Here is a 22761-nt window from a genome sequence, read left to right on the forward strand (position 1 = left end):
GGAGCGGCTGGGTCCGTCGAGACCGCGGGTCAGATCTTCTGCGCGATGTCGGTGAGGTGGGCGAAGACGACGATGTTCGCCTCGTAACCCTTGGTGCGGTGGAAGGCTCCGCCACAGGTCAGCAGCCGCAGTTCGGGCCGCCCGGTGGAGCCGTACACCTCTTTGTCGGGGAACTCGGCCTTGGTGTACGTACGGATGCGGTCGACCGTGAAGACGGCGACCTTGCCGTCGGCGCGGGCGACCCGGACGGTGTTGCCCGGGCTGAGCGCGTTGAGGTTCAGGAAGACGGCGGGCCCGGTGCGGGTGTCGCGGTGGCCGACGACGACGGCGGTCCCCCGCTCCCCCGGTGTGGCGCCCTTCGCGTACCAGCCGACGACCCGGGGGTTCTCGACCGGCGGCGTGGCGAGCCGCCCCGCGGCATCGAGGCCGAGGTCGATGACGGGCGCCTCGATGGTGATCGCCGGCACGGCGAGGACGGTGGGACGTGAACGGGCCAGCGGCGCGGGCGGGGAGGTCGGCGGCCGGGACTTGGGCGCGGCCTTCGCCCGGGGCCGGGGCGTGGACGGGGGCTGTGCCGCGGTACTCGCCTTGTGGTCCTGGGCGGCCGGCGCTCCGGCCGCCGCGGCCGCCCCGGCCCCGCCGGGAGTGGCGGGGCCGGCGGCGAGCGCCGGCCCGGCCGGCTCCTCGTCACCGGCCCACCAGACGCCGCCGGTCACCAGGACCACGGTGACGGTCACGGTCCTGGCGAGCCGGAACAGGCGCCGGCGCCTGCGCGTGAGGCGGGACGACCTACGCGGCGCCATCGTTGCGGCGGCGCGAGCGGCGGATCAGGACCAGTCCGGCCGTACCGGCGAGGCCGGCGGCGACGGCCGCCCCGACGCCGAAGGTGGAGGAGTCCTCGGCGGCGATCTCCGCGCTGCCGCCGCCGCCGGCGCCGACCGGGCCGTGCGGGGGCTTGTGCTGGCCGTTGCCGCCGTTCCAGCCGTTGTTGTTCCCGTTGTTGCCGTTGTTGCCGTGGTGTCCGTTACCGCCGTTGCCGCCGTTGCCGTTGCCGCCGTTGCCGTTCGGCGGGCCGTCGAAGTGGTCGCAGTCGACGCGGAAGACCTTGCTCTTCTTGGCGCCCTGCTGCCCCGTCCAGGTCCACTCGACCTTGTACATGCCGTCGGGGAGTTCGATGTCGGGCGTGTACCCGTTGCCCGCGGGGTCGACGGTGATCGAGCCGACTCTGACCGCACCGCCCTTCGGGGGCTGCGGCGAGATCGTCCAGTTGAGCAGCTGGAGGCCGTCGAAGCCGAGCGCGGAGATGTAGAACGTGCAGACCCTGGGCTCGTTGCGCTGATCGGCCTCCGGCGTACGGGGCGGCTCGTCGGGGCGCCCGGCGTGGTGGATCTTGACGTCGCCGTTGTCGCCGGGGGCGGCGAAGGCGGCGGGCGCGCCCGCGAGGGCGACACCACTGAGGGTGAGGGCGGCTGCGGTAGCGGCCAGGGGCCGGGCGAGGCGAACAGACATGCGGATTCCTCCGGGATGATGTCGGCGGGCATTTCAACCGATAGTCTGACTATTAGTCATCACCTGGACACGGAGGGTGGCGACATGCGCGTCGCCACCCTCCGTTTCCCCCGTCCGGCCCAGAGGTCGTACGGCCCGGCTCGTGTCGGCCCGGCCCGGCGCCCTCAGACGATCCCGAAGACGATTCCCGCCGCGAGCACGACCAGCGAGGTCAGCGCGGCCCACTTCACCGTGAACCTGGTGTGGTCGCCGAACTCCACCTTGGCCATGCCCACCAGGACGTACACCGCCGGCACCAGCGGGCTCGACATGTGCAGGGCCTGACCGACCAGCGAGGCCCGCGCGATCTCCAGCGGCGACACGCCGTGGGCCGCGCCCGCCTCGGCGAGGACCGGCAGCACGCCGAAGTAGAAGCCGTCGTTCGACATGAAGTAGGTGAGCGGCAGGCTGAGCACGCCGGTGACCAGGGCCATGTGCGGGCCCATGCCCTCCGGGATCGCGCCGACGAGCCAGTCGGCCATGTGCTTGACCATGCCCGTGCCGGTCAGGACCCCGGTGAAGACGGCCGCGGCGAAGACCATGCCGGAGACGTTGAGGACGTTGTCGGCGTGGGCGGCGATACGCGCCTTCTGCTCGGCCGTCTTCGGGTAGTTGACGGTGAGCGCGAGCGCGGCGCCGAGGAGGAACAGCACGGGGATCGGCAGCAGTTCGAAAATCATCGCGGCGAGCAGCACGAGCGTCAGGCCCGCGTTGAACCAGTACAGGTGGGGGCGGAGCGTCGGACGGTTCGGGTCCAGGCCCTGGAACCCGCCGTCCTCAGCTGCCGACGCGCCGGGGGTGGCGGGGCCGGTGGGGGCGGCCCCGGGGGTGCCGGTGGGAGTGGTCCCGGGGGTGCCGGTGGGGATGGTCCCGGAGATGCCGGTGGGGGTGGTCCCGGAGGTGCCGGTGGGGCTGCCGGTGCCGGTGTCTGTCGCGTCACTGCCGTTGCCACCGCCGAGGCCACCGGCCCCGACCAGCACGGTCTCGGTCTCGGGCACCAGGGCCTCGTCGAGCGTGAGGTAGCCGATGCGCTTGCGCTCGCGGCGCCCGAGGACGTACGCGAGGACGAAGACGAAGAGCAGGCCCATGGCGAGCGCCGGGATCATCGGCACGAAGACGTCGGCGGCGTCCAGCTTCAGCGCGGTCGCGGCGCGGGCCGTGGGACCGCCCCAGGGCAGGGTGTTCATGACGCCGTTGGCGGTGGCCGCGACACCCGTCATGACCACGAGGCTCATACCGAGCCGCTTGTAGAGCGGATACATCGCCGAGACGGTGATCATGAAGGTGGTGGAGCCGTCGCCGTCCAGCGAGACGATCGCGGCGAGCACCGCCGTGCCGACGACGATCCGGACGGGGTCGGCCTTGCAGAAGCGCAGGATGCCCCGGACGATCGGGTCGAAGAGCCCGACGTCGATCATGACGCCGAAGTAGACGATGGCGAACATCAGCATCGCCGCCGTCGGCGCCAGCTTGCCGACGCCTTCGATGACGTAGTCGCCGAGCTGGGCCCCCTGCCCGACCGCGACGCAGAAGAGCGCGGGGATCAGCACGAGCGCCGCGATCGGCGACATCTTTCTCATCATGATCAGGACCAGGAAGGTCGCGATCATGGCGAAGCCGAGGACGGTCAGCATGGAGGGCACCTCACGTTCACCGTTGAACTGCCGCCGAGCGGCGGTCCGGATGACGGTAGGTGCCCCCTTCTGCCGTTAACAAGACGTTGACGCGTGAGCAATACGAGCAAAACCCCAGGTCACGACGGGGGTCGTGGCCTGGCCGGGCGCGAGCCGGTGTCACGCGAGGGGCGACACCTCGACGGGGAAGCCGTTCAGTACGGCCGTACCCGACAGCGGGTCGAGCCGGGAGCCGTCGAGCAGCTGGTTGACGTTGACGCCGGGGCGGGCGGACGCCACGGTCAGCCGGGTGCCCGGCCGGTCGTGACCCCAGCCGTGCGGGAGGCTCACCACCCCGGGGCGCACCCCGTCGGTGACCTCGACCGGGACCTCCAGCTCGCCGCCCTCGCCCTTGACGCGGGCGAGCCCGCCGTCGGCCAGCCGCAGCCGGGCCGCGTCCTCGGGGTGCACCTGGAGGGTGCAGCGGTTCGAACCTCCCCCGAGGGCAGGGGTGTTGTGCAGCCAGCTGTTGTTCGAGCGCAGGTGGCGGCGCCCGACGAGCTGGAGCGTGCCCGGGTCGGGTACGGCGTCGAGCGCGGCGCGCAGCCGGGGCAGGTCGGCGGCGACGGGCGGCGGGAGCAGCTCGATCCGTCCGCTGCGGGTCTTGAGGACCTGCGGGAGGCGCGGCTTCAGCGAGCCGAGGTCGATGCCGTGCGGTTGGGCCTTCAGCTCGTCGAGGGTCAGCCCGTACGGGCCGAGGCGCAGCATCAGGTCGAGCCGGCGCTCGGGCCCGGTGTCCCCGGTGAGCCGGGCCGCGAACTCCTCGGGGTCGGCTCCGAACGCCGGTGAGTGCTCCTGCGTCACGGCCTTGGCGAGGGTGGTGTCGATGGCGAGCTGGTCGACGGCGGAGGGCGGAGCGCCGTGCATCCCGGAGACCGCGAGGATCAGCCGCGCGTGGATCTCGCACTCGTCCATCAGCTCGGCTTCGAGGGGTACGGCCGCCGGGGTGAAGCGGGCTTGGTCGCGGACGGCGAAGCCGTTGAAGGCGAAGTCGAAGTGGGCACTGCGGGAGGGCGGCGGCGGGGGCAGCAGGACATCGGCGTGGCGGGAGGTCTCGTTGAGGTACGGGTCGATGGCGACCATGAGGTCGAGGGAGCCGAGGGCCGCGTCGAGGCGGTCCCCGTCAGGCGCGGAGAGGACGGGGTTGGCGGCGATGGTGATCACCGCGCGGATGCGCCCCTCGCCCGGCGTCTCGATCTCCTCGGCGAGCGCGACCATGGGCAACTCGCCCTTGGCCTCGGGGTGGTGGGAGACCCTGCTGTGCCGGCGCCCGAGGGCGAAGCCCCGGCCCGGTCCGGCGGGACGCGGGGCGGGCGCGGTGGCGGATTGCGGGAAGAGGGCGCCGCCGGGACGGTCCAGGTTGCCGGTGAGGATGTTGAGGACGTCGACGAGCCAGTTGCCGAGGGTGCCGTACTCCACGGTGGAGCTGCCCATCCGCCCGTAGACGGCGGCGGTGGGCGCGGCGGCGAGCTCCCGGGCGAGGGCGCGGATGGTGTCCGCGTCCACGTCGCAGGCGGCGGCGACCGCCTCCGGGCTGAACTCCCTTACGGCGGCCCGTACCTCCTCGACCCCCTCCACATGGGCGGTGAGCGGACCGAGGTCGGTGAGTCCCTCCTCGAAGAGGGTGTGGACGAGCGCGGCGAGGAGGAGGGCGTCGGCGCCGGGGCGGATCGCGACGTGCCGGTCGGCGAGCCGCGCGGTGCGGGTCCGCCGGGGGTCGACGACGGTGAGGGTGCCGCCGCGCCGGCGCAGCGCCTTGAGCCTGCCGGGGAAGTCGGGGGCGGTGCACAGGCTTCCGTTGGAGTCCAGCGGGTTGGCTCCGAGGATCAGCAGGTGGTCGGTGCGGTCCAGGTCCGGCACGGGGACGGCGAAGGGGTCTCCGAACAGCAGCCCGCTGGAGACGTGCTTGGGCATCTGGTCGAGCGTGGACGCCGTGAAGAGGTTGCGGGTGCGGACCGCGCCGATCAGCAGGGGCGGGTAGAGGGCGCCTGCCATCGTGTGCACGTTGGGGTTGCCCAGGACGATACCCACGGCATCCGGCCCGTACTCCTCGATGATCGGTCGGATTCCGGCGGCGATCCTGTCGAACGCCTCCTGCCAGGTGGCCTCCTGGAGGCGCCCGTCCTTGCGGACGAGGGGGGTGCGGAGCCGGTCGGGGTCGGCGTCCACCTCGGGGAACGCGGCGCCCTTGGGACAGATGAACCCCTGGCTGAAGACGTCGTCGCGGTCGCCGCGCGCCGCGGTGACACGGGTCCCCTCGATCGTGAGGGTCAGTCCGCAGGTCGCTTCGCAGAGGGGGCAGATGCGCGGGGCGGTGGGCATGGCGTCTCCCTGGGACGGCGTCGGACGGCTGAGCATACCGACCGGTTGGCACGTGCGGGAGGGGTCGGCCGGAGGTTACGAGAGCGAGGGCGCCAGGTACGCGTGGAGCAGATGGCGGGTCTCGTCGATGAGCGCGGGGTCGCCCGCGGGGTCGGCGCGGAACGCGAGCCGGACGAGGGCGTCGGCGGTCTCGACGCCGACCAGGACCTTTCGCCGCAGGTCGTCGTCCGCGGGGCGGTCCAGGTGGGTGGCGAGGAGGGCGCAGAGCCGCTCGGCGACCAGCCGGTTGGGATCCTCGACGGCACCCCCGGCCGAACCGTCACCCTCCCCCGGGTCGACCTCCTCGACACTCTCGCCCTCCCCGGGGTCGACCTCCTCGGCACCCTCGCTCTCACCGGGCGCGGCCGCGGGCACCCCGAAGTCGACCAGGGCGAACCCCGGGACGGTCCGCTTCATCGCGATGAACTCGTCCAGGACGCCGTCGATGGCCCCGTAGGCGTCGAGGCGCGGCGCCGCGGCGAGGCGGTCGGAGACCCGCCGGGCGTACTCGTCGAGGTTGCGGTGCGCGAGGGCGGCGACCATCGCCCGCTTGTTGCCGAAGAAGCGGTAGACGGAGCCGATCGGGACTCCGGCGCGGCCGGCGACGGCACGGGTGCTCAGCTGCTCGTAGCCGGTCTCGTCGAGAAGCGCCGCACAGGCGTCGAGGATCCGGGCGAGCCGCTCGGCACTGCGCCGCTGGACGGGGGCGCGGCGGAGGGCCGGAGGGGTCTGGGCGCGGGTCTGGGACACGGGGACCATGATGCCGCTCCGGTCGGGGGTCCGGCGGGTACGGGCGCACGGCGGGCCGGACGTCTCGTCGTTCAGGCGATCAGCAGGCCGATGCCGCCGAGGGTGTACGCGATCATCAGCGCGAACAGCGGGAGTTGGCCGGCGACGGCGCGATGGGGCGGGAAGAGACGCACGGACCGGTCGTGGGCGGCGACGACACCGAGGACGTGGCCGGTGACGATCGCGACGACCTGGAGCGTCGCGAGGCCCGCGGGGCCCAGGAACGGGGCGGGTGCGAGGGCGTTGTCAGTGCCCGCTGCCATGATGACTGTGCGTGGTCCTTCGGTGACGAGGAGCGAGAAGTAGTGGGCCACGAGGTAGCCGAGGGCGATGGGCAGCAGCGAGTGGGCGAAGGAGGTGAGCGGAGTGGTGACGGCGGGGTTCATCAGGCGCAGGGCGCCGGCGCAGAGGCCGTAGCAGGCGGCGGCGAGGGCGACGGCGGCGAGGAGACCGAGCGTGGCGGTGGATGTGGGGCCGAGGGAGGAGGTCTGGAGGGTGGTGATCCAGCGGGGGTTGTCGGAGAGGCCGTCGTAGGCGGTGGAGCCGAGGAGGACACAGACGGTGGCGACGAGACCGGGGGTCTGCGGGGTCGAGTCCAGCCCGTGGAAGGGGGAGCGCAGGACCAGTCGGCCGTCGGCGCGGCGGCCGAGCGGTGAGAGCCGGGCGAGAAGGGAGGAGTACACCTCGAAGGGGTCGGCGTGGGCGAACCACCGGTCGCCGTAGCGGGCGGCGCCGAGGAGTTGGACGCCGGTGTGGACGGTCAGGGCGATGAGGAGGGTGGAGGAGGAGGTGTTGCCGGGGGCGACGAGTTCGAGCCAGGTGAAGAGGAGGAGTCCGACGGCGGCCGGGCGTATGCCGAGCGCGGCGGGCAGGGGGCGGGGGCTCCGCGGCGGACGCAGGGCGTGCAGGGCGCGCAGGGGGTTGAGGAGGCGCCAGACGGGGCCGAGGAGGAGGGAGGCGGGGACGAGTCCGACCCAGAGCAGGACGTAGAGGGCGCCGGGCGCGGGGTTGCGGTCGGGGTCGTCGGGGCCGAGGAGGAGGTGGAGGAGAACGACCAGGGCGGCGGTGGCTCCGAGGACTCGGAGCGCGGTCCGGGTGACGGGGGCGTCGGCCACCCGCTGGAGGGCGGCGGGCAGCGGGCGTCCGGCCAGGTCGCCGCGGAAACGGGAGGAGGACCAGAGCAGTCCCAGGGCCAGGAAGGAGACGAGGAGGGCGGCGAAGGCGCCCGCGTAGGCGTAGAAGGGAGAGAGGGGGAGGTCGTGCCGGGAGCCCACGCCGTGGGCGAGCGGAGAGCCGAGCGCGGGGGCGGTGACGGCGTGGATGCCGGTCATCGGACGACGAGTTGGGTCAGCAGGAGCCCGGACTCGTGGGTCTCCACCTCGAACAGGCCGGTGCGGTCCACGGTGAGGGTGAGCGTGGCGGGCGTCCCGGGGGCGAGCGGCAGTTCGCGGTCGTAGCCGTGCACGTGGAGGGTGTCGGCGCGGTCGCTGGTGACACGGAGGGTGAGGCGTTCGCCCTTCTTCAACTCGATGCGGGAAGGGGGCGGTGAGACGGTCGTTCCGGTGACGGTGAGGGTGACGGTCCGGCCGGGGTCGGGCGGGCGGGCGTCGGTCGGGCGGGCAGGGGTGGGCGACGCGGGAGTGGCGGGCGTCGCCGGGGCGGGCGCCGACGGAGCGGGGGCCGACGGGTTCGGGGTGCCGTCCAGGCGAAGGACGGTCTGGACGGGGGTGCCGGCGACGGCCCAGACGGTGTGGTCGTCCGCGTGGAGCCGGACGGTCAGGGCGCGGGCACCGGCCGGTACGTAGGCCCAGGGGCCGTACAGGCGGGTGGTCTCCTTGCCGTCGACCAGGAGGCGGGCGTGGCCCCGGCCCGGGAGGGCCGCGCCGCCGGTGCTCTCTGGGGTGAAGCGGAACCTCTCCACCGTGAGGTGGACGTTCCAGCCGCCCTCGCTGTCGGGGCGTGCCTCGGCCCGGACGGTGGGCGCGGCCGCCGCCGGGAGCTCCCGCAGCCGGTGCCCGCCCTCGTCCCGCGCGGGCAGCAGGGTGCCGCTGCTGCCGGTGGCCTCCTGGTGACTGGTGCCGGGCTTGTGGTGGGTGGTGGGCCGCCCTCCGCACCCCGCGAGGACCAGTACGGCGGCGAGGGCCGGCAGGACCAGGAGCGCGGCGGGCGTCCGGGCGATGCCGGTCCCGGGCGTCCGGGAGGGACTCGGTGCGGTCGCGCGGGGCCGGGTCACGCCGTTCCCTCCCCGCGCGTCCGCCCCTCGGCGTGCCCGGAATCGGCACCGGGCCCGGAGCCGCCGGACGTGACCTCGGCACCACCGCCCGGTGCCGGGCCGGAGGCCGTGGGCCGTCCCGAGGCCGGGGCTGGGGCGGGGATCGATGCCTCGGGCCGGCCCGAGGCCGCGGCCGGGATCGAAGCCCCGGCCCGGTCCGAATCCGTTGACTGGCCCGAGGAAGGGTCCGGGTCCGGGGCCCCGGGTCCGGCCTGGGCCCCGGGTCCGGCCTGGGCCCCAGGTCCCTCGGGGGCGCGGCGGGATCCCGCTGCCACCACCGCCCACAGGAGCCAGACGGTGCCCAGCAGGAGGCGGAGCCAGGCGGGGCTCAGGGGGATGCCCGGGACCATGAGGATCGCCTTGTCGAAGGCGTCGAGGAGGGTGAGGGCGCCGAGTGTGACGGTGGTCCAGGCGAAGACGGGGCGGCCGGGGCGCAGGGCGAGGCCGAGGAGGGTCCACCACACGCCGATGAGGAGGAGCGCGAGGGCCGGGACGGCGGTCGGGGTGAGGGCGAGGGTCGAGCCGGCCACGTCGAGGGCCAGGCCGGCGAGGCCGACGAGGGTGGCCGCGCCCGCGAGTCGGTGGTGGCGGAGCCGGCGCCACCAGAGGGCGAGGCCGGCCAGGGCGAGGACGAGGGCGCTGCCGAGGGCGAGCTGGGTCTCGACGCGCTGGAGGCCGCGGGCGCCGTACCAGTCGCAGCCGGCCGGGAGGCGGCGGGCCTGGACGTCGTAGTCGGCGCAGACGAGGAGCTGGGCGAGTTTGACGGGTTCGCCGACGAGCCGGTCGGTGTTCCCCGAGACCTCGCCGCGGCGTGCCCCGCAGCCGGGCAGGGCGCCGGGGGAGGCGGCTCCGGTGTCGGTCTGCCAGCAGTTGCCGCTGCCCTGGCCGTCCCACCACACGTCGCTGCGGTTGGGGCGGGAGGCACCTGCGCGGTCGACGCCGAGGTGGTTGCCGGCGTAGCGGTTGCGGTGGGAGGTGTCGGTCTGCTTGTCCCAGGCCGACTCGCCTCGGATGAAGGCGGGGACGGCGCTGAGGTAGAAGGCGGCGCGCTGGTGGCCGTAGACCCAGTTGTCCTCGTAGAGGTTCCAGTTGCCGCCGGCGGTGATGATGCCGGTGCCGGGCGGCATGGAGATCTGGGGGCAGACGACGCCCTGCTCGTAGCCGCGTTCGACGGGCGGGCGGGCGCAGGTGCCGTCCGCGACGTACCGGTAGTAGTTCTGGTTGTTGTCGTGGATGAGGTTCCGCTCGAACTTCGCGTGGTTCTGCGGCAGTCCGGGGTGGCCGGGGAAGGCGGAGTCCATGGAGGCGCCGCCCATGTTGTGGTCGAACTCGTTGTCGTGGACCCAGACGGAGTCGCCGGCGGTTCCGGAGTAGCCGACCATGTTGTGGTGGCTTCGGCAGCCGGTGATCTCGATGGAGTAGCGGGGGACGTCGTAGCCGCGTCCGTCGTTGATGTCGGAGGCCGAGCCGGGGTAGATGCCGGAATCGCCGTTGCCGTAGGACTCGCAGTTCTTGTAGAGCCCGTGGTCGGAGGCGAAGGTCAGGAAGCCGTACTCGTCGTTCCAGCGGGTGAGGACGTCGTCGATGACGAAGCCGTCGGCGGCGAGCACGTACAGCGAGTTGAACGTGGTGCGCTGGGCGGTGAAGTTGCGGAAGTAGACGCCGTCGGAGCCGTCGGCGCGGAGGGCGTTGAGCTTCTGGTACTTGGCGTCGATGACGACGTCGAGGCGGGACGCTCCGGTGCCTTCGATCTGGAGGTTCTTCTTGCCGAGGATGGCGACGAGGTTCTGGTTGTGCGGGCACTGCCGCTGCTGCTCGTAGCTGAGGATCTGGTAGCCGAGCGCGGACTTCGGGGCCTTGAGGGTGGCACAGGCACCGGTGGGCGGGGGCAGTGAGGGCTCCTCCTCGTAGAGGCCGGGGAGGATCGCGATGGTGAGGCCGGGCCGGTCGACGGCGTCGACGGCCTGCTGGAGGTGGCGGTAACCGTTCTGGACGCAGCGCTCGTACAGGGCGAGGTTGCGGGCTTTGAGCGGGGCCGGGAAGCCGGAGACCCGGCGCTGGAAGTCGGCCCGGTCGGTCTTGCAGACGAGGAGGTCGGGTTCCCCGGTGCGGAGCTTCGGCACGCTGCCGGAGCCGTCGGGGAAGGTGACGGGCCGCTCCTCGTGGGCCTGGGCCCCGGGGGCGGTGAGCAGGGCCGCGGCGAGCGCCGCGAGCACGACCGAGAGCGCGAGGACGAACCTTCGGGTCCAGGACATGCGCGTGAGAGTAGAGCAATGTTCATCTTTTTTGACCCCCTCGCGTCGAGATCGTCGACGACGGGCCCGGATCGCCCCCCTGTGCCCCGTTGACGGAAGCCGCGCGGAATCCTACGGTCATCCATAGGATTCCCTTGTGGGCTCAGGACAGGAGCGGGCGATGACCACGGAGCAGGCCAGGAAGACGGCCGAGGCGCTCAGCTACAGCACCGGTTTCGGCAACGAGCACAGCTCGGAGGCCCTTCCCGGCGCGCTGCCGCACGGCCGCAACTCGCCGCAGCGCGCGCCCCTCGGCCTCTACGCCGAGCAGCTGAGCGGCAGCGCCTTCACCGAGCCGCGGGCCCACAACCGCCGCTCCTGGCTCTACCGGATCCGCCCCTCGGCCGCGCACCCGCCGTTCACCCGGATCGACAACGGCGCGCTGCGCGGCGCCCCCTTCACCGAGACGGTGCCCGACCCCAACCGGCTGCGCTGGGACCCCCTGCCCGAGCCCGCGCCCGGCACCGACTGGCTGGCCGGTCTGTGGACCCTCGGCGGAAACGGCGACGCGACCCAGCGCGCCGGGATGGCCGTGCACCTCTACCACGCCAACGCCTCCATGGAGCGGGTCTTCGGCGACGCGGACGGGGAGCTGCTGATCGTCCCGGAGCGCGGCGGCCTCCTCCTCCGCACCGAGCTGGGTCTGCTCGCCGTCCACCCCGGTGAGGTCGCGCTGGTCCCGCGTGGGGTCCGCTTCCGCGTCGAGCTGCTCGACGAGACGGCCCGCGGGTACGTCTGCGAGAACTACGGGGCGCCGTTCCAGCTCCCCGACCTCGGCCCGATCGGCGCCAACGGCCTCGCCAACGCCCGGGACTTCCGGGCCCCGGTCGCCGCCTACGAGGACGTCGAGGGCCCCGTCGAGGTGGTGAACAAGTACTGCGGCAACCTCTGGTCGGCGACGTACGGCCACTCCCCGCTCGACGTCGTCGCCTGGCACGGCAACCACACGCCGTACGTCTACGACCTGCACCGTTTCAACGTCATCGGGACGATCTCCTACGACCACCCCGACCCGTCGATCTTCACGGTCCTCACCTCGCCCTCCGACACCCCGGGGCTGGCGAGCGTGGACTTCGTGGTCTTCGCCCCGCGCTGGCTGGTCGGCGAGGACACCTTCCGGCCGCCGTACTTCCACCGCAACGTGATGAGCGAGTACATGGGCCTCATCGAGGGCGCGTACGACGCCAAGACGGCCGGCAAGGGGGGCTTCGTACCGGGCGGCGGCTCGCTGCACAACATGATGTCCGCGCACGGCCCCGACCGGGACACCTTCGACAAGGCCAGCGCCGCCGAGCTGCGGCCGCAGAAGATCGACGACGGCCTCGCGTTCATGTTCGAGACCCGCTGGCCGGTGACGGCGACTCCTCAGGCCGCCGGGGCCGACCATCTGCAGAACGGGTACGACGACGTATGGCAGGGTCTTGAGCGCCACTTCCGGCCGTAGTGTCTCGGCCGTAAGCCCGTAGCCTTCGTACGGAGAACCCGTGACCGCCTTCGCCCCCGACTCGCTGGTCCTGAACCGCAAGCTGCCGCTCTGGTATCAGGTCTCGCAGTCGCTCCGCGCCTCGATACTGGGCCGCACGCCCGACGCCTCGCTGCGGCTGCCCACCGAGGAGCAGCTCGCGGCGCACTACGGCGTGAGCGTGCTCACGATGCGCCAGGCCCTCAAGGAACTGGAGGAGGAGGGCCTGATCAGCAGGCACCGGCGGCGCGGCACCTTCATCGAGCCCGGCGCCCGGCGCTCCACCCCGCGCCGGCTGCTCGGCTCGATCGACGCGGTCGTGGCCCAGCAGTCGGGCGAGCGGACGACGGTCCTCGGACACGGCACCGAACCGGTGCCGGGTGAGCTCGCGGAGTACTTCCCGGACGTGACGGAGGTCGTGGCGTACCGGAGGCTGCGCCGCGACGGTGAGAGCGGGGAGCCGTCGAACTGGGCGGAGAACGCGGTACGCCCCGAGCTCGCCGCCGCGATCGACCCGGCCGACCTGGAGCGCTGGCCGATGACGAAGGTGCTGCGGGACGTCGTCGGGGTGCGGATCAGCCGCATCACGGACACGGTCGAGGCCCGTCTCGCCGATCCGGAGACGGCGGCGCTGCTCCAGGTCCCGCTGCTGTCGCCGATCCTCCACTACACCGGAGTGACCTACGACGAGGACGGGCGGGTCGTCGACGTGGCGCGCATCCGCTACCGCGGCGACCGCTTCTCGTTCACGGTGACGATGGAGGCCAGGTGAGAAGCACCGCCTGAGCCGGCCGGGCGGCAGCGGTGGTGGAGGAGCGCTGACGGCGCTCGTTAGCATGCGGGGCGTGACGGAAGCCCCCGGAGCGCACGACGACCTGCCCCTCCTCGACGACCTCATGCCGTGGTCCGTCGCACCGCTGCGGTTCGGCCGCTCCTGGATCGTGGCACCGGACGCGCGCACGCTGCGGTCCCGCTGGGATCGCCTGGTGGCCGCCGAGGGGGCCGAGCGGGAGGCCCTGTTCCGGTCCAGCCGGGCGCGGACGCCCGCCAGCGCGGTGGCCGCGCTGCCGGGCCAGCGGACCTCGACCGTGCGCCTGGCCCGCGAGGCGGGACCGTGCCCGGAGCCCGTACGGGTCGCGCGCGGGCCGTTCGACGAGCAGTGGCTGCTGCCCGACCACCGGCTGATCGACACCGCCCGGCCCGAACTGTGGCGGGTCGCCGGGGAGCCGCAGCTCTTCGCCGTCGAGCAGGGGTACGTGCCGGGCGCGGCGGGGCCCGCCCTCCTGGTGACCGCCGCCCTGCCCGAAGGCCGCTCCGCCGCCGGCCGGCCGGGCCGCATCCGCCCGCTGTTCCGGCGCCCCGGGGGCCGGGAACCCAATGTGGCGCCCGGCCTCCTCGCCTTCCTCGGGAAGCGGTACGGGCACGAGGTCGACGCCCTGGAGTGGCTCGCGTGGACGGTGGCGGCGGCCCGGCCCTCCCCCGCCGGGTGCCGTGTCCCGGTCCCGGCGGACCCGGAGGTGTGGGCGGCGGGGGTGGCGCTCGGCCGGGAACTCCTGGACGTCCAGGCGCGGGGCGCCCTGAGCGGGGCGAAGCCGCGGCTGCCGGGCGGGCGCCGCCCTTACGTACGGGCGGCGGTGCCCGCGCGGCTGGCGACGCTGACGTACGACGACGAGGACGAGGCCCTGTGCCTGGACGAGGGCCGGATCTCGCCCGTACCGGAGGAGGCCTGGGAGTTCCGTGTCGGCGGGGCGCGGGTCCTGGAGCAGTGGTTCGCGCACCGGACCGCACCGCAGGAGCCGGGCTCCCTGGAGTCGATCGGACCGGTGGCCTGGCCGCAGGAGTGGACCTCGGAGCTGCTCGACCTGATCACGATGCTCGCGCTGCTCGGGGCCCGGGAGGCGGAGCGGGCCGCCTTCACCGGGGAGGCGGCGGGCCGGGAGGAGCTGCGGGCGGCGGGGATCCTCCCGCCACCACCCCGGGCCCGCCGCCCCGCGTCCGTACTGGACCATCAGGAGGAGGGCCCGGAGGGGCAGTTCATGCTCCTGTGACCGGAGGGGACCCTGTTACCGGTGGCGCTTCTGCGACCGGGGGCTGCCTGTAACCGGAGGCGCCCCCGCCCCCGGCGGCGCGAAGGAGTCGAGAAGACGGGCGATGCCCAGGGCGAAGATCTCGTCGGGGTCGACGGGTGCGGGGGACCCGGCGAGCAGCCGCGCGAGGTGCGGGTACCGGCCGCTCGCCACCTGGCCCGCGAGGTAGGCACGGCGCACCGCCTGTTCCTGCTCCTCGGACCAGGGCAGTCCGCGGGCCCGCTCGGCGACGGCCTGCTCGTCGGCGACGGTCGCCATGACCGTGCCGTTGACCCTGGCGATCAGCTGCATCTTCGGCCCGGACGGGATGTCCAGGGGCTCGAGGCAGCTCAGGCACCACTCCAGGAAACGCAGGGCGTCGGGGCTGAACCCGTAGGCGCTGGTCATCACCCGGGCCGGCCAGGGATGCCGGTACATGATCGCGGGGCCCTGGTGGGCGATGCCGGTCATGTCGGCCCGCCAGTCGCCGCTGGGCTTCTCGGGGAACTCGTACTCGTCGCTGACCGCGTCGACCATCAGCTCGTAGATCGTCGGCCTCGCCATGGGCTGGCGGATCGAGGGGACGGCTCCGGAGGCCCTGGGCGCCCTCGGCCTGCTGCTCCTCTTCCGCTTCGCGACGACCTGGGTGGGCATCCTGCTCGGGCTCGCCTCGAAGAGCGAGGAGGCGGCGGGCCAGCTCGGCAGCGCCACGTTCATGCTGCCGCTGCTGTCCAACGCGTACATCCCGACCGACGGCATGCCGGGGTGGCTGCGCACGGTCGCCGAGTGGAACCCGATCTCGGCGGTCACCACGGCGGTACGGGCCCTCTTCGGCAACGCGCCCGTACCGGCGGACGCGGCCTGGCCGGTGGCCCACCCGGTCGCCGGGGCGCTCCTCCGGTCACTCGGCCTGATCGCCCTCTTCGCCCCGCTCGCGGTACGCCGTTACGCCAGGGGCTGACCGGGCCGACCGGCAAGGGGCGACGCCGGGACCGTCCGGGGTCCGTGACCCACGTCCCGGTGACAAGGACCCGCCCCGCAGGGTAGGCAGGGCTTCCATGAGCACTCAGCCACTCCCCCTCGACGGGATCACGGTCGTCGCCGTCGAGCAGGCCGTCGCCGCCCCCTTCGCCACCCGGCAGCTCGCCGACCTCGGCGCCCGGGTCGTCAAGATCGAGCGCCCCGACGGCGGGGACTTCGCCCGGGGGTACGACACGGCCGCCCGCGGCCTCGCCTCCCACTTCGTGTGGTGCAACCGCGGAAAGGAGTCCGTGGCGGTCGACCTCAAGGACCCCCGGGGGCTCGCCCTCGCCCGGCGGATGGTGGCCGACGCGGACGTCTTCGTGCAGAACCTGGCCCAGGGGGCGGCGGCCAGGCTCGGCCTCGACGCCGCCACCCTGTGTGCCGCCCACCCGCGGCTGATCGCGGTGGACGTCTCGGGGTACGGGGCGACGGGCCCGTACGCGCACAAGCGGGCGTACGACATGCTCGTCCAGTGCGAGGCGGGCCTCGTCTCGGTGACCGGCACTCCGGAGCAGCCGGTCAAGTCGGGGATCCCGGCGGCCGACATCGCGGCCGGCATGTACGCCTTCTCGGGGGTCCTCGCCGCGCTCGTACGGCGCGGGACGACGGGCCGGGGCGGTCCCGTGGAGGTCTCCCTGCTCGACTCGCTGGCCGAGTGGATGGGGCATCCGCTGCACCACGGGATGCACGGGGGCGCGGCACCGGCGCGAACGGGGCTCGCGCACGCGGTGATCGCGCCGTACGACGCCTATCCGACGGCGGACGGGGGCCTGGTCCTGCTCTCCGTGCAGAACGACCGGGAGTGGCGGCGGCTCGCCGAACAGGTCATCGGCCGCCCGGAGCTCGCCGACGCGCCGGCGTTCGCGACGAACACGGCGCGGGTGGCCGGGCGGGCGGCGACGGACGCGGTGGTCGCGGAGGCGCTGGCTCCCCTGACGGCCACGGAGGCACTGGCCCGCCTCGACGCGGCCGGTGTCGCCTGCGCCCGGCTCAACTCGGTCGCGGAGCTGGCGGAGCATCCTCAGTTGACGGCCCGTGACCGCTGGCGCGAGACGGAGTCGCCGGTCGGGCCGCTGCGTTCGCTGCTGCCGCCGATCGTGTTCCCGGACGCACCGGAGCCGCGGCCGGGCCGGATCCCGGCTCTGGGCCAGGACACGGACGAGGTGCTCGCGGGCCTCGGGGTGCCGGAGGCGGAGCTGAAGGAGCTGAGGAGCGCGGGAGTGATCGCCTGACGCGCCTCCGTGCGCCGGGTCCGTCATCGGGGCCCGGTACTGCGCCGGGTACGACCGATCGCCGGACGGGCGGGGACACGTCCGGCGATGTCGCGGGCGGAGTCGTACGGGCGACCGGGCTGCGGCGGGCGGGAACCTCGGGGTGCGCGGCCCGGCACCCGACTCCTAGGGCGTGGCCCCGGATCGATCACGATCGGCGGGGCGTCTCCTAGCGACGCGTTCCGAAGAGGGAGCGGCGCAGGCGGCGGAGCGGGGCGAAGAGTGAGACCCGTGCGCTGCGGCTGCGGTGACCGTGCACCGGCGCCTCGTGCGTACGCGTCGTCAACTCCCGCATCAGCAGCGTCGCCTCGGCCACCTCTCGCTGGGGCACGGCGGGTCCGCCGAGCACCGCGAGATGACGGTCGAGCCGCGAACTCGTCGCGCTGCTCCCGCAGGTGATGGCAGGCACTCGAGGCCTGCTGCGCATTGCTATCTGTTCCATGTCACTCCCCACCCGTACAAGGGCACCCGTCCCAGGGCAGGTTAACCCTATCGCCCCTTGCTCACACCCGTGTATCCCGCCGAAGGCATCGACGGCACTCGTACGGGGGTTGACGGTCACTGTCCGAATCCATCTGATTCCAGGGCGAGTTGGACAGGGCTCGAACACCTGCCGAACCGTCACGAACCATCCTGCACTCCGGACCCTGCCCTCCGGTCGGCCGGGCCTGTGTGATCTCCACCACCAAGATCGTCCATTCGTCCCCGTGGCCTTCCGCCCGACGGCCCGGGGGCCAGGACGGCACCCCTCGGCTACCGTGGATCCATGACGGTGATCGCGGGACGTTACCGGCTTCTGGACGTCCTCGCCGAGGGGGCGACGGGCACCGTCTGGCGTGCCCTGGACGAGACGGACCGGCGCGAGGTGGCCCTCAAGGAGTTCCGGGCCCCGGCCGGGCTGCCGGCGGACGAGGTGCCCCTCCTGCACGCGCGGCGCGAGCGCGAGGCGCGGGCCGCCGCCCGGGTCTCCCACCCCGCTGTCGTACGGGTCCTCGGGGTGGCCACCGAGGACGGCCGGCCCTGGGTCGTGACGGAACTCGTCCGCGGCCTCACCCTCGCCGAGACCCTGGAGGCCGCCGGTCCGCTGCCCCCGCGCGAGGCCGCACGCGTCGGCGCGGAGGTGCTCTCGGCGCTGCGGGCGGCGCGGGAGGCGGGCGTCGCCCACCGGGGCCTGGAGCCGAGACACGTCCTGCTCGCGAACGACGGACGGGTCGTCGTGACCGGCTTCGGCGCGGCGCCCGGCGACGACCCGGGGCAGGAGGCGGAGCTGCGGACGCTGGGCGCCCTGCTCGGCGCGGCGGCTTCGGCGCTTCCGTCGGCGGACGACCGCACCGGGGCGCTCCGCGCCGTCATCGAGGGCCTGTCCCACCCGGCCCACCCCCTGGCGGCAGCCGGGGCCGAGGAGGAGCTGCGTCGGATCGCCACGGGCGGCGCGCGTGCGACCCGGAGTGAGACCACCGCCCCGACGGACGGCGCGTCGGGGCGCCGGAAGGGAGGCGTCGGCGACAACGGCGGGCGTGGGCGCGGGAGTGCGGCCGACGGTTCCCGCACGCCGGTCCCTCCGGTCGCCGGCGCGCACCCGCCCCGCCCGCCCGAACCGTCCCCCGGCACTCACCGGCCCCACCTCACGGGGTCGCCGCGCCGGGGCCATGTCCTCCTCGCCGGGGTGGTCGGCGTCCTGTTGATCGCCGGGGCGCTGACGTATCACGCGCTCCGGGACGACGAGCGAGGCGCCGGGCCCGGCCCCGGCGGTGTCACGAGCACCGCTCCGGCCGGCCCCGGCGCCACGGACGGCGCGGAGGGCGGTCCGGTTACACCGCGTTCCTGAAGCTGGGCAGGTAGCCGCCGGACTGACCGGCCGCGGTCGGGTGGTAGGACTCCCCGATGTTGAGCCAGTTGACGCTGTGGAGCCAGGCGGAGCCGGAGCAGATCTCGTGCCCGGTGAAGGCGGAGACGACGCTGGAGAACGTGTAGCCGTGGTCGGCGGCCCGCTTGGCCAGGGCGGCGTTGAGGTGGTCGGAGGCTCCGTTGATGGCCCGGCGCTCGTTCTCGCTCAGGCCGGCGATGCAGGAGCCGCCGATCTGGTAGAAGCGCGGGTAGCCGAGGACGACGACGCGGGCGGCGGGCGCCTTGCCCCTGATGGCCGTGTAGACGGAGTCGAGCCTGCCGGGGAGCGTGGTGTCCACGTAGCTCTTGGCCTGATTCACGCGGTTGATACAGGTGGCCTCGGACTGCAGCACACAGGTCGTCATGACGTCCGCGAAACCGGCGTCATTTCCCCCGATCGTGACGGAGACCAGGTCCGTGGCGGCGGAGAGCGGACCGAGCTGATTGGCGGTCACATCACCCGTTCGGGCGCCCGAGCAGGCGGTGAACGCGAAGGAGGAGGGGGCGTTCGCGTTCTTCCACAGCACCGGGTAGGCCTTCGTGGAGCGCTTGCAGTCGCCGCTGGCGCTGTCGTAACTCCCGGCGCCCACACCGGAGGAGTACGAGTCACCCAGCGCCACGTAGTCGAGAGCGGCGGTCTCGGCCGCCTGGGCCGCCCCCGCCCCGGTGAAGGCGAGGACGGCACCGAGCAGGAGAGAGGACGAAAGGGCGGTGAATCGGGACAGTCTCATGGAACCTCCCTGTAGCAGGATCTCTGCGCTACCAGGTAGTAGCATCGGATCCGCCGCGCCGGAAGTGTTCATGTCAAAACTGGGGGTGAACTTCCTCCGATCCTCCGTCAGCGACCGTCGCTTTCCGGCCAGGAGAGGAAGCGGAGGCTCCGGTCCCGTCGAATGACCGAACGGGATCGCGACACATTCACACAACAATGCACAGAAGCGCGATCCTGTCCCACCGTTCCCCACTTACAAACGGATTGACCGAATCCGATCGGGACGGTTGCGCTTCTGACCGGCAGGGCTTCGCCAAAATGCGGAAAAGTGGGCCACAGATCCGGGACTTGCCATACAGTCCCATTCATCAATACCGTCGTACATCTCACCCACACCGGTTCATCGGGCACAGCGGCTCAGGGGAGGGCTCCAGCGCCGCGATGGATCCGGAGTGGGGCGCGGTAGGGGGGTGCCGTGCTCGGTGTTCGAATGTGCGCCGAGTCGCGGGTACCGCGCGGCCAGACATGCCAACTCACCGATCTCGCACAGAGATCGTTCCTGTGCGGGCGAGGTGAGAACCCCCCTTTCGAACCGGACACACCATCGGACCGCCCAAGGGGTGGGCGGCCCACCGGACGAGAGGGAAACCAGACCCATGAGCTCGTTCCTGCGCCCATCCGCCACGGGCCCCGAATTGACCGAGCCGAGTCGAATAGCCGCCCAGTACCGGGCCATCACCTCACATCTGGCGATCACTCCGCCGGTGAGCGTCGTCATTCCCGCGATGAACGAAGCCGAAAATCTTCCGTACGTCTTCAAGACGCTGCCGGAATGGATACACGAGGTCGTCCTCGTCGACGGAAATTCCACCGACAACACGGTGGACGTCGCCCGTGAACTCTGGCCGGACGTCAAAGTCGTCAAGCAGGCCGGCAAGGGCAAGGGCGACGCGCTGATCAGCGGTTTCGCCGCCTGCACCGGCGACATCATCGTCATGGTCGACGCGGACGGCTCGGCCGACGGCCAGGAGATCGTCTCCTACGTCTCCGCCCTGGTCGGCGGCGCCGACTTCGCCAAGGGCTCCCGTTTCGCCAACGGCGGCGGCACGGACGACATGACCACCATCCGCAGACTCGGCAACTGGGCCCTCTGCAGCCTGGTCAACCGCAAGTTCGGCGCCCGGTACACCGACCTCTGCTACGGCTACAACGCCTTCTGGCGCCACTGCCTCGACAAGATCACCCTCGACTGCACCGGGTTCGAGATCGAGACCCTGATCAACATCCGGGTCGTCAAGGCCGGTCTCAAGGTGCAGGAGGTGCCGAGCCACGAGTACAACCGCATCCACGGCGTCAGCAACCTCAACGCCGTGCGCGACGGCATCCGCGTCCTGAAGGTCATCCTCAGGGAGAAGTCCCTCGCCAAGGCGGCCCGCCGCCGGCCCGCCCCCTTCTCGGTCAACATCCCCCGGGGAGAGGTGTCTTGAGCGACCGCACGTCCCCGCACGGCTTCTCGGTGGTGATCTGCGTCTACACGGAGGAGCGGTGGGAGGACATCCTCGCCGCCGTCGACTCCGTACGGAAGCAGTCGCTGCCGCCGCTGGAGACGCTGCTCGTGGTCGACCACAACGAGCGGCTCCTCTCCCGGCTCACCGAGGAGTACGCGGACCAGCGGCTCCACGAGGAGGTGCGGGTGCTCGCCAACGCGGGCCCCCGCGGCCTCTCCGCCGGCCGCAACACCGGGATCGGCGCCGCCAGGGGCGAGTTCGTGGCCTTCCTGGACGACGACGCGGTCGCCGAGCCGGACTGGCTCCACCACTTCGCCGCCGCCTACGACGACCCGCGCGTCATGGCCGTCGGCGGCCGGACCCTGCCCGCCTGGGCGTCCGGACGCCGCCCGGCCTGGTTCCCGGAGGAGTTCGACTGGGTCGTCGGCTGTACGTACCGGGGCCTGCCCCCCGGCCGGGTCCCCGTGCGCAACGTGCTCGGCGGCAACGCCTCGTTCCGCCGTACGGCCTTCGACGCGTCGGGCGGCTTCGCCACCGGCATCGGCCGCGACGGCGACCGGCGGCCCCTCGGTGGCGAGGAGACCGAGCTGTGCATCCGGCTCGCCAAGGCGCTGCCCGGGGCGGTCCTCCTCATCGACGACCGGGCCGTCATCCACCACAAGGTGCCGCCCGTCCGCGAGCGCTTCGGCTACTTCCGTACCCGGGTGTACGCCGAAGGGCTCTCCAAGGCGCTCGTCGCGCGGAGCGTCGGCGCACAGAAGGGCCTGGAGTCCGAACGCCGTTACACGACACGGGTGTTGCCCACGGGCGTGCTGCGCGGACTGCGTGACGCGCTGCACGGCCGCTCCGGCGGCGCGGGCCGGGCCGGTGCGATCCTGACCGGCGTGACCCTCGCGGCCGGCGGCTACGCGCTCGGCTCGCTCCGCGCCCGACGGGGCGGGACGACCTTCGCGTGGGGGCCGATCGAACGGGCCGGTGCCGGAGGGGACGAGGACGCGGCCTCCGGAGCCGCACGGGCCGAGGCCGGAGCGCCGGAAGGGGCGGCCTCGTGAGCGACACCGCCGCCGTGCCCGGCCCCGTGAGCGATACCGCCGCCGTGCCCGTCCTCATGTACCACGCCGTCGATCCGGATCCCGCTCCGGCGACCCTGGGGCTGTCCGTCACCCCCGAAGCCTTCGCGGCGCAGATGGAGGTGGTCGCCGACCGGGGGTTCACCCCGCTGACCACCGCCGCCCTCGCCACCGCCTGGCGCACCGGCGGTCCGCTGCCCGCCCGGCCGCTGCTCGTCACCTTCGACGACGGTTACGAGGGCGTGCACCGGTACGCGCTGCCGGTGCTCGCCAAGCACTCCTTCGCGAGCACCGTCTTCGTCTCCACCGGCTGGCTGCCCGGCAGGCACGCGACGGGCGGCGCGCTCGACACCATGCTCGCCTGGGCGCAGGTGCGCGAACTGGCCGCCGCGGGGACGGAGATCGGCGGGCACAGCCACACGCATCCGCAGCTCGACCAGCTCGACGCGCGGCGGCTCCGGTTCGAGACGCTGCGCTGCCGGGAGATCGTCGGAGAGGAGCTCGGCTCCGCCCCGGTCTCCTTCGCCTACCCGTACGGGTACTCCAGCCGCCGGGTCCGCCGTGCGGTCCGGGAGGCCGGCTTCACCCAGGCGCTCGCCGTCGGCAACGCCCTGGCCAGGCGCCGTCAGGGGCCGTACGCGCTGGAGCGGGTCACCGTGCGCCGGTCGACGGACGTCGAGGAGTTCACGCGGCTCGTCGAGGGCCGGTCCGTCGCCCGGAATTTCGCCGCCGACCGGGTCCTGACGAAGGGGTACGCGCTCGCGCGGCGCGCCCGGGGAGCCGTGCGGGGCCACTGGATCTGACGTACCCCCGGACCAGCGGCGT

General features: G+C 73.1%; 19 protein-coding genes and 1 pseudogene. 9 read left to right on the top strand and 11 right to left on the bottom strand.

Annotated elements, in window-relative coordinates; genetic code table 11:
• Positions 1 to 29: 29 nt before the first annotated feature.
• From AMK29_RS33390 to AMK29_RS33425, 8 genes are all read right to left on the bottom strand, one after another.
• A complete protein-coding gene (locus tag AMK29_RS33390; RefSeq protein ID WP_073819822.1) occupies positions 30 to 803 on the bottom strand; it encodes a class F sortase in 774 nt (257 codons plus the stop codon).
• The gene (locus tag AMK29_RS33395; protein ID WP_073819823.1) at positions 790 to 1509 is read right to left on the bottom strand and encodes a hypothetical protein; all 720 of its coding nucleotides are present in this window, start codon (positions 1507 to 1509) and stop codon (positions 790 to 792) included. Before AMK29_RS33395 ends, AMK29_RS33390 begins: the two co-directional genes overlap by 14 nt.
• A gap of 164 nt (positions 1510 to 1673) precedes the next feature.
• Positions 1674 to 3182, bottom strand: coding sequence for a CitMHS family transporter (locus AMK29_RS33400; RefSeq protein ID WP_073819824.1), 1509 nt, complete (start codon positions 3180 to 3182; stop codon positions 1674 to 1676).
• A 159-nt stretch (positions 3183 to 3341) separates the two neighbouring features.
• Positions 3342 to 5543 (bottom strand): molybdopterin oxidoreductase family protein, encoded by a 2202-nt coding sequence (locus AMK29_RS33405; RefSeq protein ID WP_073819825.1) that lies wholly within the window; start codon positions 5541 to 5543, stop codon positions 3342 to 3344.
• A gap of 75 nt (positions 5544 to 5618) precedes the next feature.
• The gene (locus AMK29_RS33410) at positions 5619 to 6341 is read right to left on the bottom strand and encodes a TetR/AcrR family transcriptional regulator (RefSeq protein WP_073819826.1); all 723 of its coding nucleotides are present in this window, start codon (positions 6339 to 6341) and stop codon (positions 5619 to 5621) included.
• Positions 6342 to 6403: 62 nt separating this feature from the next.
• Positions 6404 to 7702: a hypothetical protein gene (locus tag AMK29_RS33415; RefSeq protein ID WP_073819827.1), complete on the bottom strand. Its 1299-nt coding sequence runs from the start codon at positions 7700 to 7702 to the stop codon at positions 6404 to 6406.
• Complete coding sequence (locus AMK29_RS33420; RefSeq protein WP_073819913.1) at positions 7699 to 8550, bottom strand: hypothetical protein; 852 nt, start codon at positions 8548 to 8550, stop codon at positions 7699 to 7701. Before AMK29_RS33420 ends, AMK29_RS33415 begins: the two co-directional genes overlap by 4 nt.
• 50 nt (positions 8551 to 8600) lie before the next feature.
• Positions 8601 to 10898 (bottom strand): right-handed parallel beta-helix repeat-containing protein, encoded by a 2298-nt coding sequence (locus AMK29_RS33425; RefSeq protein WP_073819828.1) that lies wholly within the window; start codon positions 10896 to 10898, stop codon positions 8601 to 8603.
• A 160-nt stretch (positions 10899 to 11058) separates the two neighbouring features.
• Here AMK29_RS33425 and hmgA point away from each other — a divergent pair, with 160 nt between their 5' ends.
• The 3 genes from hmgA (at position 11059) to AMK29_RS33440 (ending at position 14447) form a co-directional block, all read left to right on the top strand.
• Entirely contained in the window at positions 11059 to 12381 is a 1323-nt protein-coding gene (gene hmgA / locus AMK29_RS33430) for a homogentisate 1,2-dioxygenase (RefSeq protein ID WP_073819829.1), read from the top strand.
• 40 nt (positions 12382 to 12421) lie between these two features.
• Positions 12422 to 13171 carry a GntR family transcriptional regulator gene (locus AMK29_RS33435; protein WP_073819830.1) on the top strand — a complete coding sequence of 250 codons (750 nt, stop codon included), beginning with the start codon at positions 12422 to 12424 and terminating at the stop codon, positions 13169 to 13171.
• 64 nt (positions 13172 to 13235) lie between these two features.
• Positions 13236 to 14447: a type ISP restriction/modification enzyme gene (locus AMK29_RS33440; RefSeq protein WP_073819831.1), complete on the top strand. Its 1212-nt coding sequence runs from the start codon at positions 13236 to 13238 to the stop codon at positions 14445 to 14447.
• A 15-nt stretch (positions 14448 to 14462) separates the two neighbouring features.
• Here the strand turns inward: AMK29_RS33440 and AMK29_RS33445 are convergent, their stop codons facing one another.
• Entirely contained in the window at positions 14463 to 15119 is a 657-nt protein-coding gene (locus tag AMK29_RS33445) for a TetR/AcrR family transcriptional regulator C-terminal domain-containing protein (RefSeq protein WP_338012748.1), read from the bottom strand.
• On the opposite strand from AMK29_RS33445, the pseudogene AMK29_RS33450 reads away from it, so the two are divergent.
• Together AMK29_RS33450 and AMK29_RS33455 are read left to right on the top strand one after the other, a co-directional pair.
• A pseudogene (locus AMK29_RS33450) lies at positions 15013 to 15426 on the top strand (ABC transporter permease); the annotation flags it as partial. The gene AMK29_RS33445 and the pseudogene AMK29_RS33450 sit on opposite strands and share 107 nt — an antisense overlap.
• 97 nt (positions 15427 to 15523) lie before the next feature.
• Positions 15524 to 16720 carry a CaiB/BaiF CoA transferase family protein gene (locus AMK29_RS33455; RefSeq protein ID WP_073819833.1) on the top strand — a complete coding sequence of 399 codons (1197 nt, stop codon included), beginning with the start codon at positions 15524 to 15526 and terminating at the stop codon, positions 16718 to 16720.
• A 208-nt stretch (positions 16721 to 16928) separates the two neighbouring features.
• Here AMK29_RS33455 and AMK29_RS33460 read toward each other — a convergent pair whose 3' ends face one another.
• Positions 16929 to 17201: a hypothetical protein gene (locus AMK29_RS33460; RefSeq protein ID WP_030551510.1), complete on the bottom strand. Its 273-nt coding sequence runs from the start codon at positions 17199 to 17201 to the stop codon at positions 16929 to 16931.
• 324 nt (positions 17202 to 17525) lie between these two features.
• On the opposite strand from AMK29_RS33460, the gene AMK29_RS33465 reads away from it, so the two are divergent.
• Positions 17526 to 18587, top strand: coding sequence for a protein kinase domain-containing protein (locus tag AMK29_RS33465; protein ID WP_073819834.1), 1062 nt, complete (start codon positions 17526 to 17528; stop codon positions 18585 to 18587).
• Here AMK29_RS33465 and AMK29_RS33470 read toward each other — a convergent pair.
• Entirely contained in the window at positions 18571 to 19377 is an 807-nt protein-coding gene (locus AMK29_RS33470; RefSeq protein WP_073819835.1) for an SGNH/GDSL hydrolase family protein, read from the bottom strand. The two genes, AMK29_RS33465 and AMK29_RS33470, sit on opposite strands and share 17 nt — an antisense overlap.
• Before the next feature lie 637 nt (positions 19378 to 20014).
• Here AMK29_RS33470 and AMK29_RS33475 point away from each other — a divergent pair.
• The 3 genes from AMK29_RS33475 to AMK29_RS33485 are packed head-to-tail and all read left to right on the top strand — an operon-like array spanning position 20015 to position 22739.
• Positions 20015 to 20845, top strand: coding sequence for a glycosyltransferase family 2 protein (locus AMK29_RS33475; protein WP_073819836.1), 831 nt, complete (start codon positions 20015 to 20017; stop codon positions 20843 to 20845).
• The gene (locus AMK29_RS33480; protein ID WP_073819837.1) at positions 20842 to 21918 is read left to right on the top strand and encodes a glycosyltransferase family 2 protein; all 1077 of its coding nucleotides are present in this window, start codon (positions 20842 to 20844) and stop codon (positions 21916 to 21918) included. Before AMK29_RS33475 ends, AMK29_RS33480 begins: the two co-directional genes overlap by 4 nt.
• 56 nt (positions 21919 to 21974) lie before the next feature.
• Complete coding sequence (locus tag AMK29_RS33485; protein ID WP_073819914.1) at positions 21975 to 22739, top strand: polysaccharide deacetylase family protein; 765 nt, start codon at positions 21975 to 21977, stop codon at positions 22737 to 22739.
• The last annotated feature ends 22 nt before the right edge of the window (positions 22740 to 22761 follow it).

This window comes from Streptomyces sp. CB02261 (assembly GCF_001905665.1).
GTDB lineage: Bacteria > Actinomycetota > Actinomycetes > Streptomycetales > Streptomycetaceae > Streptomyces.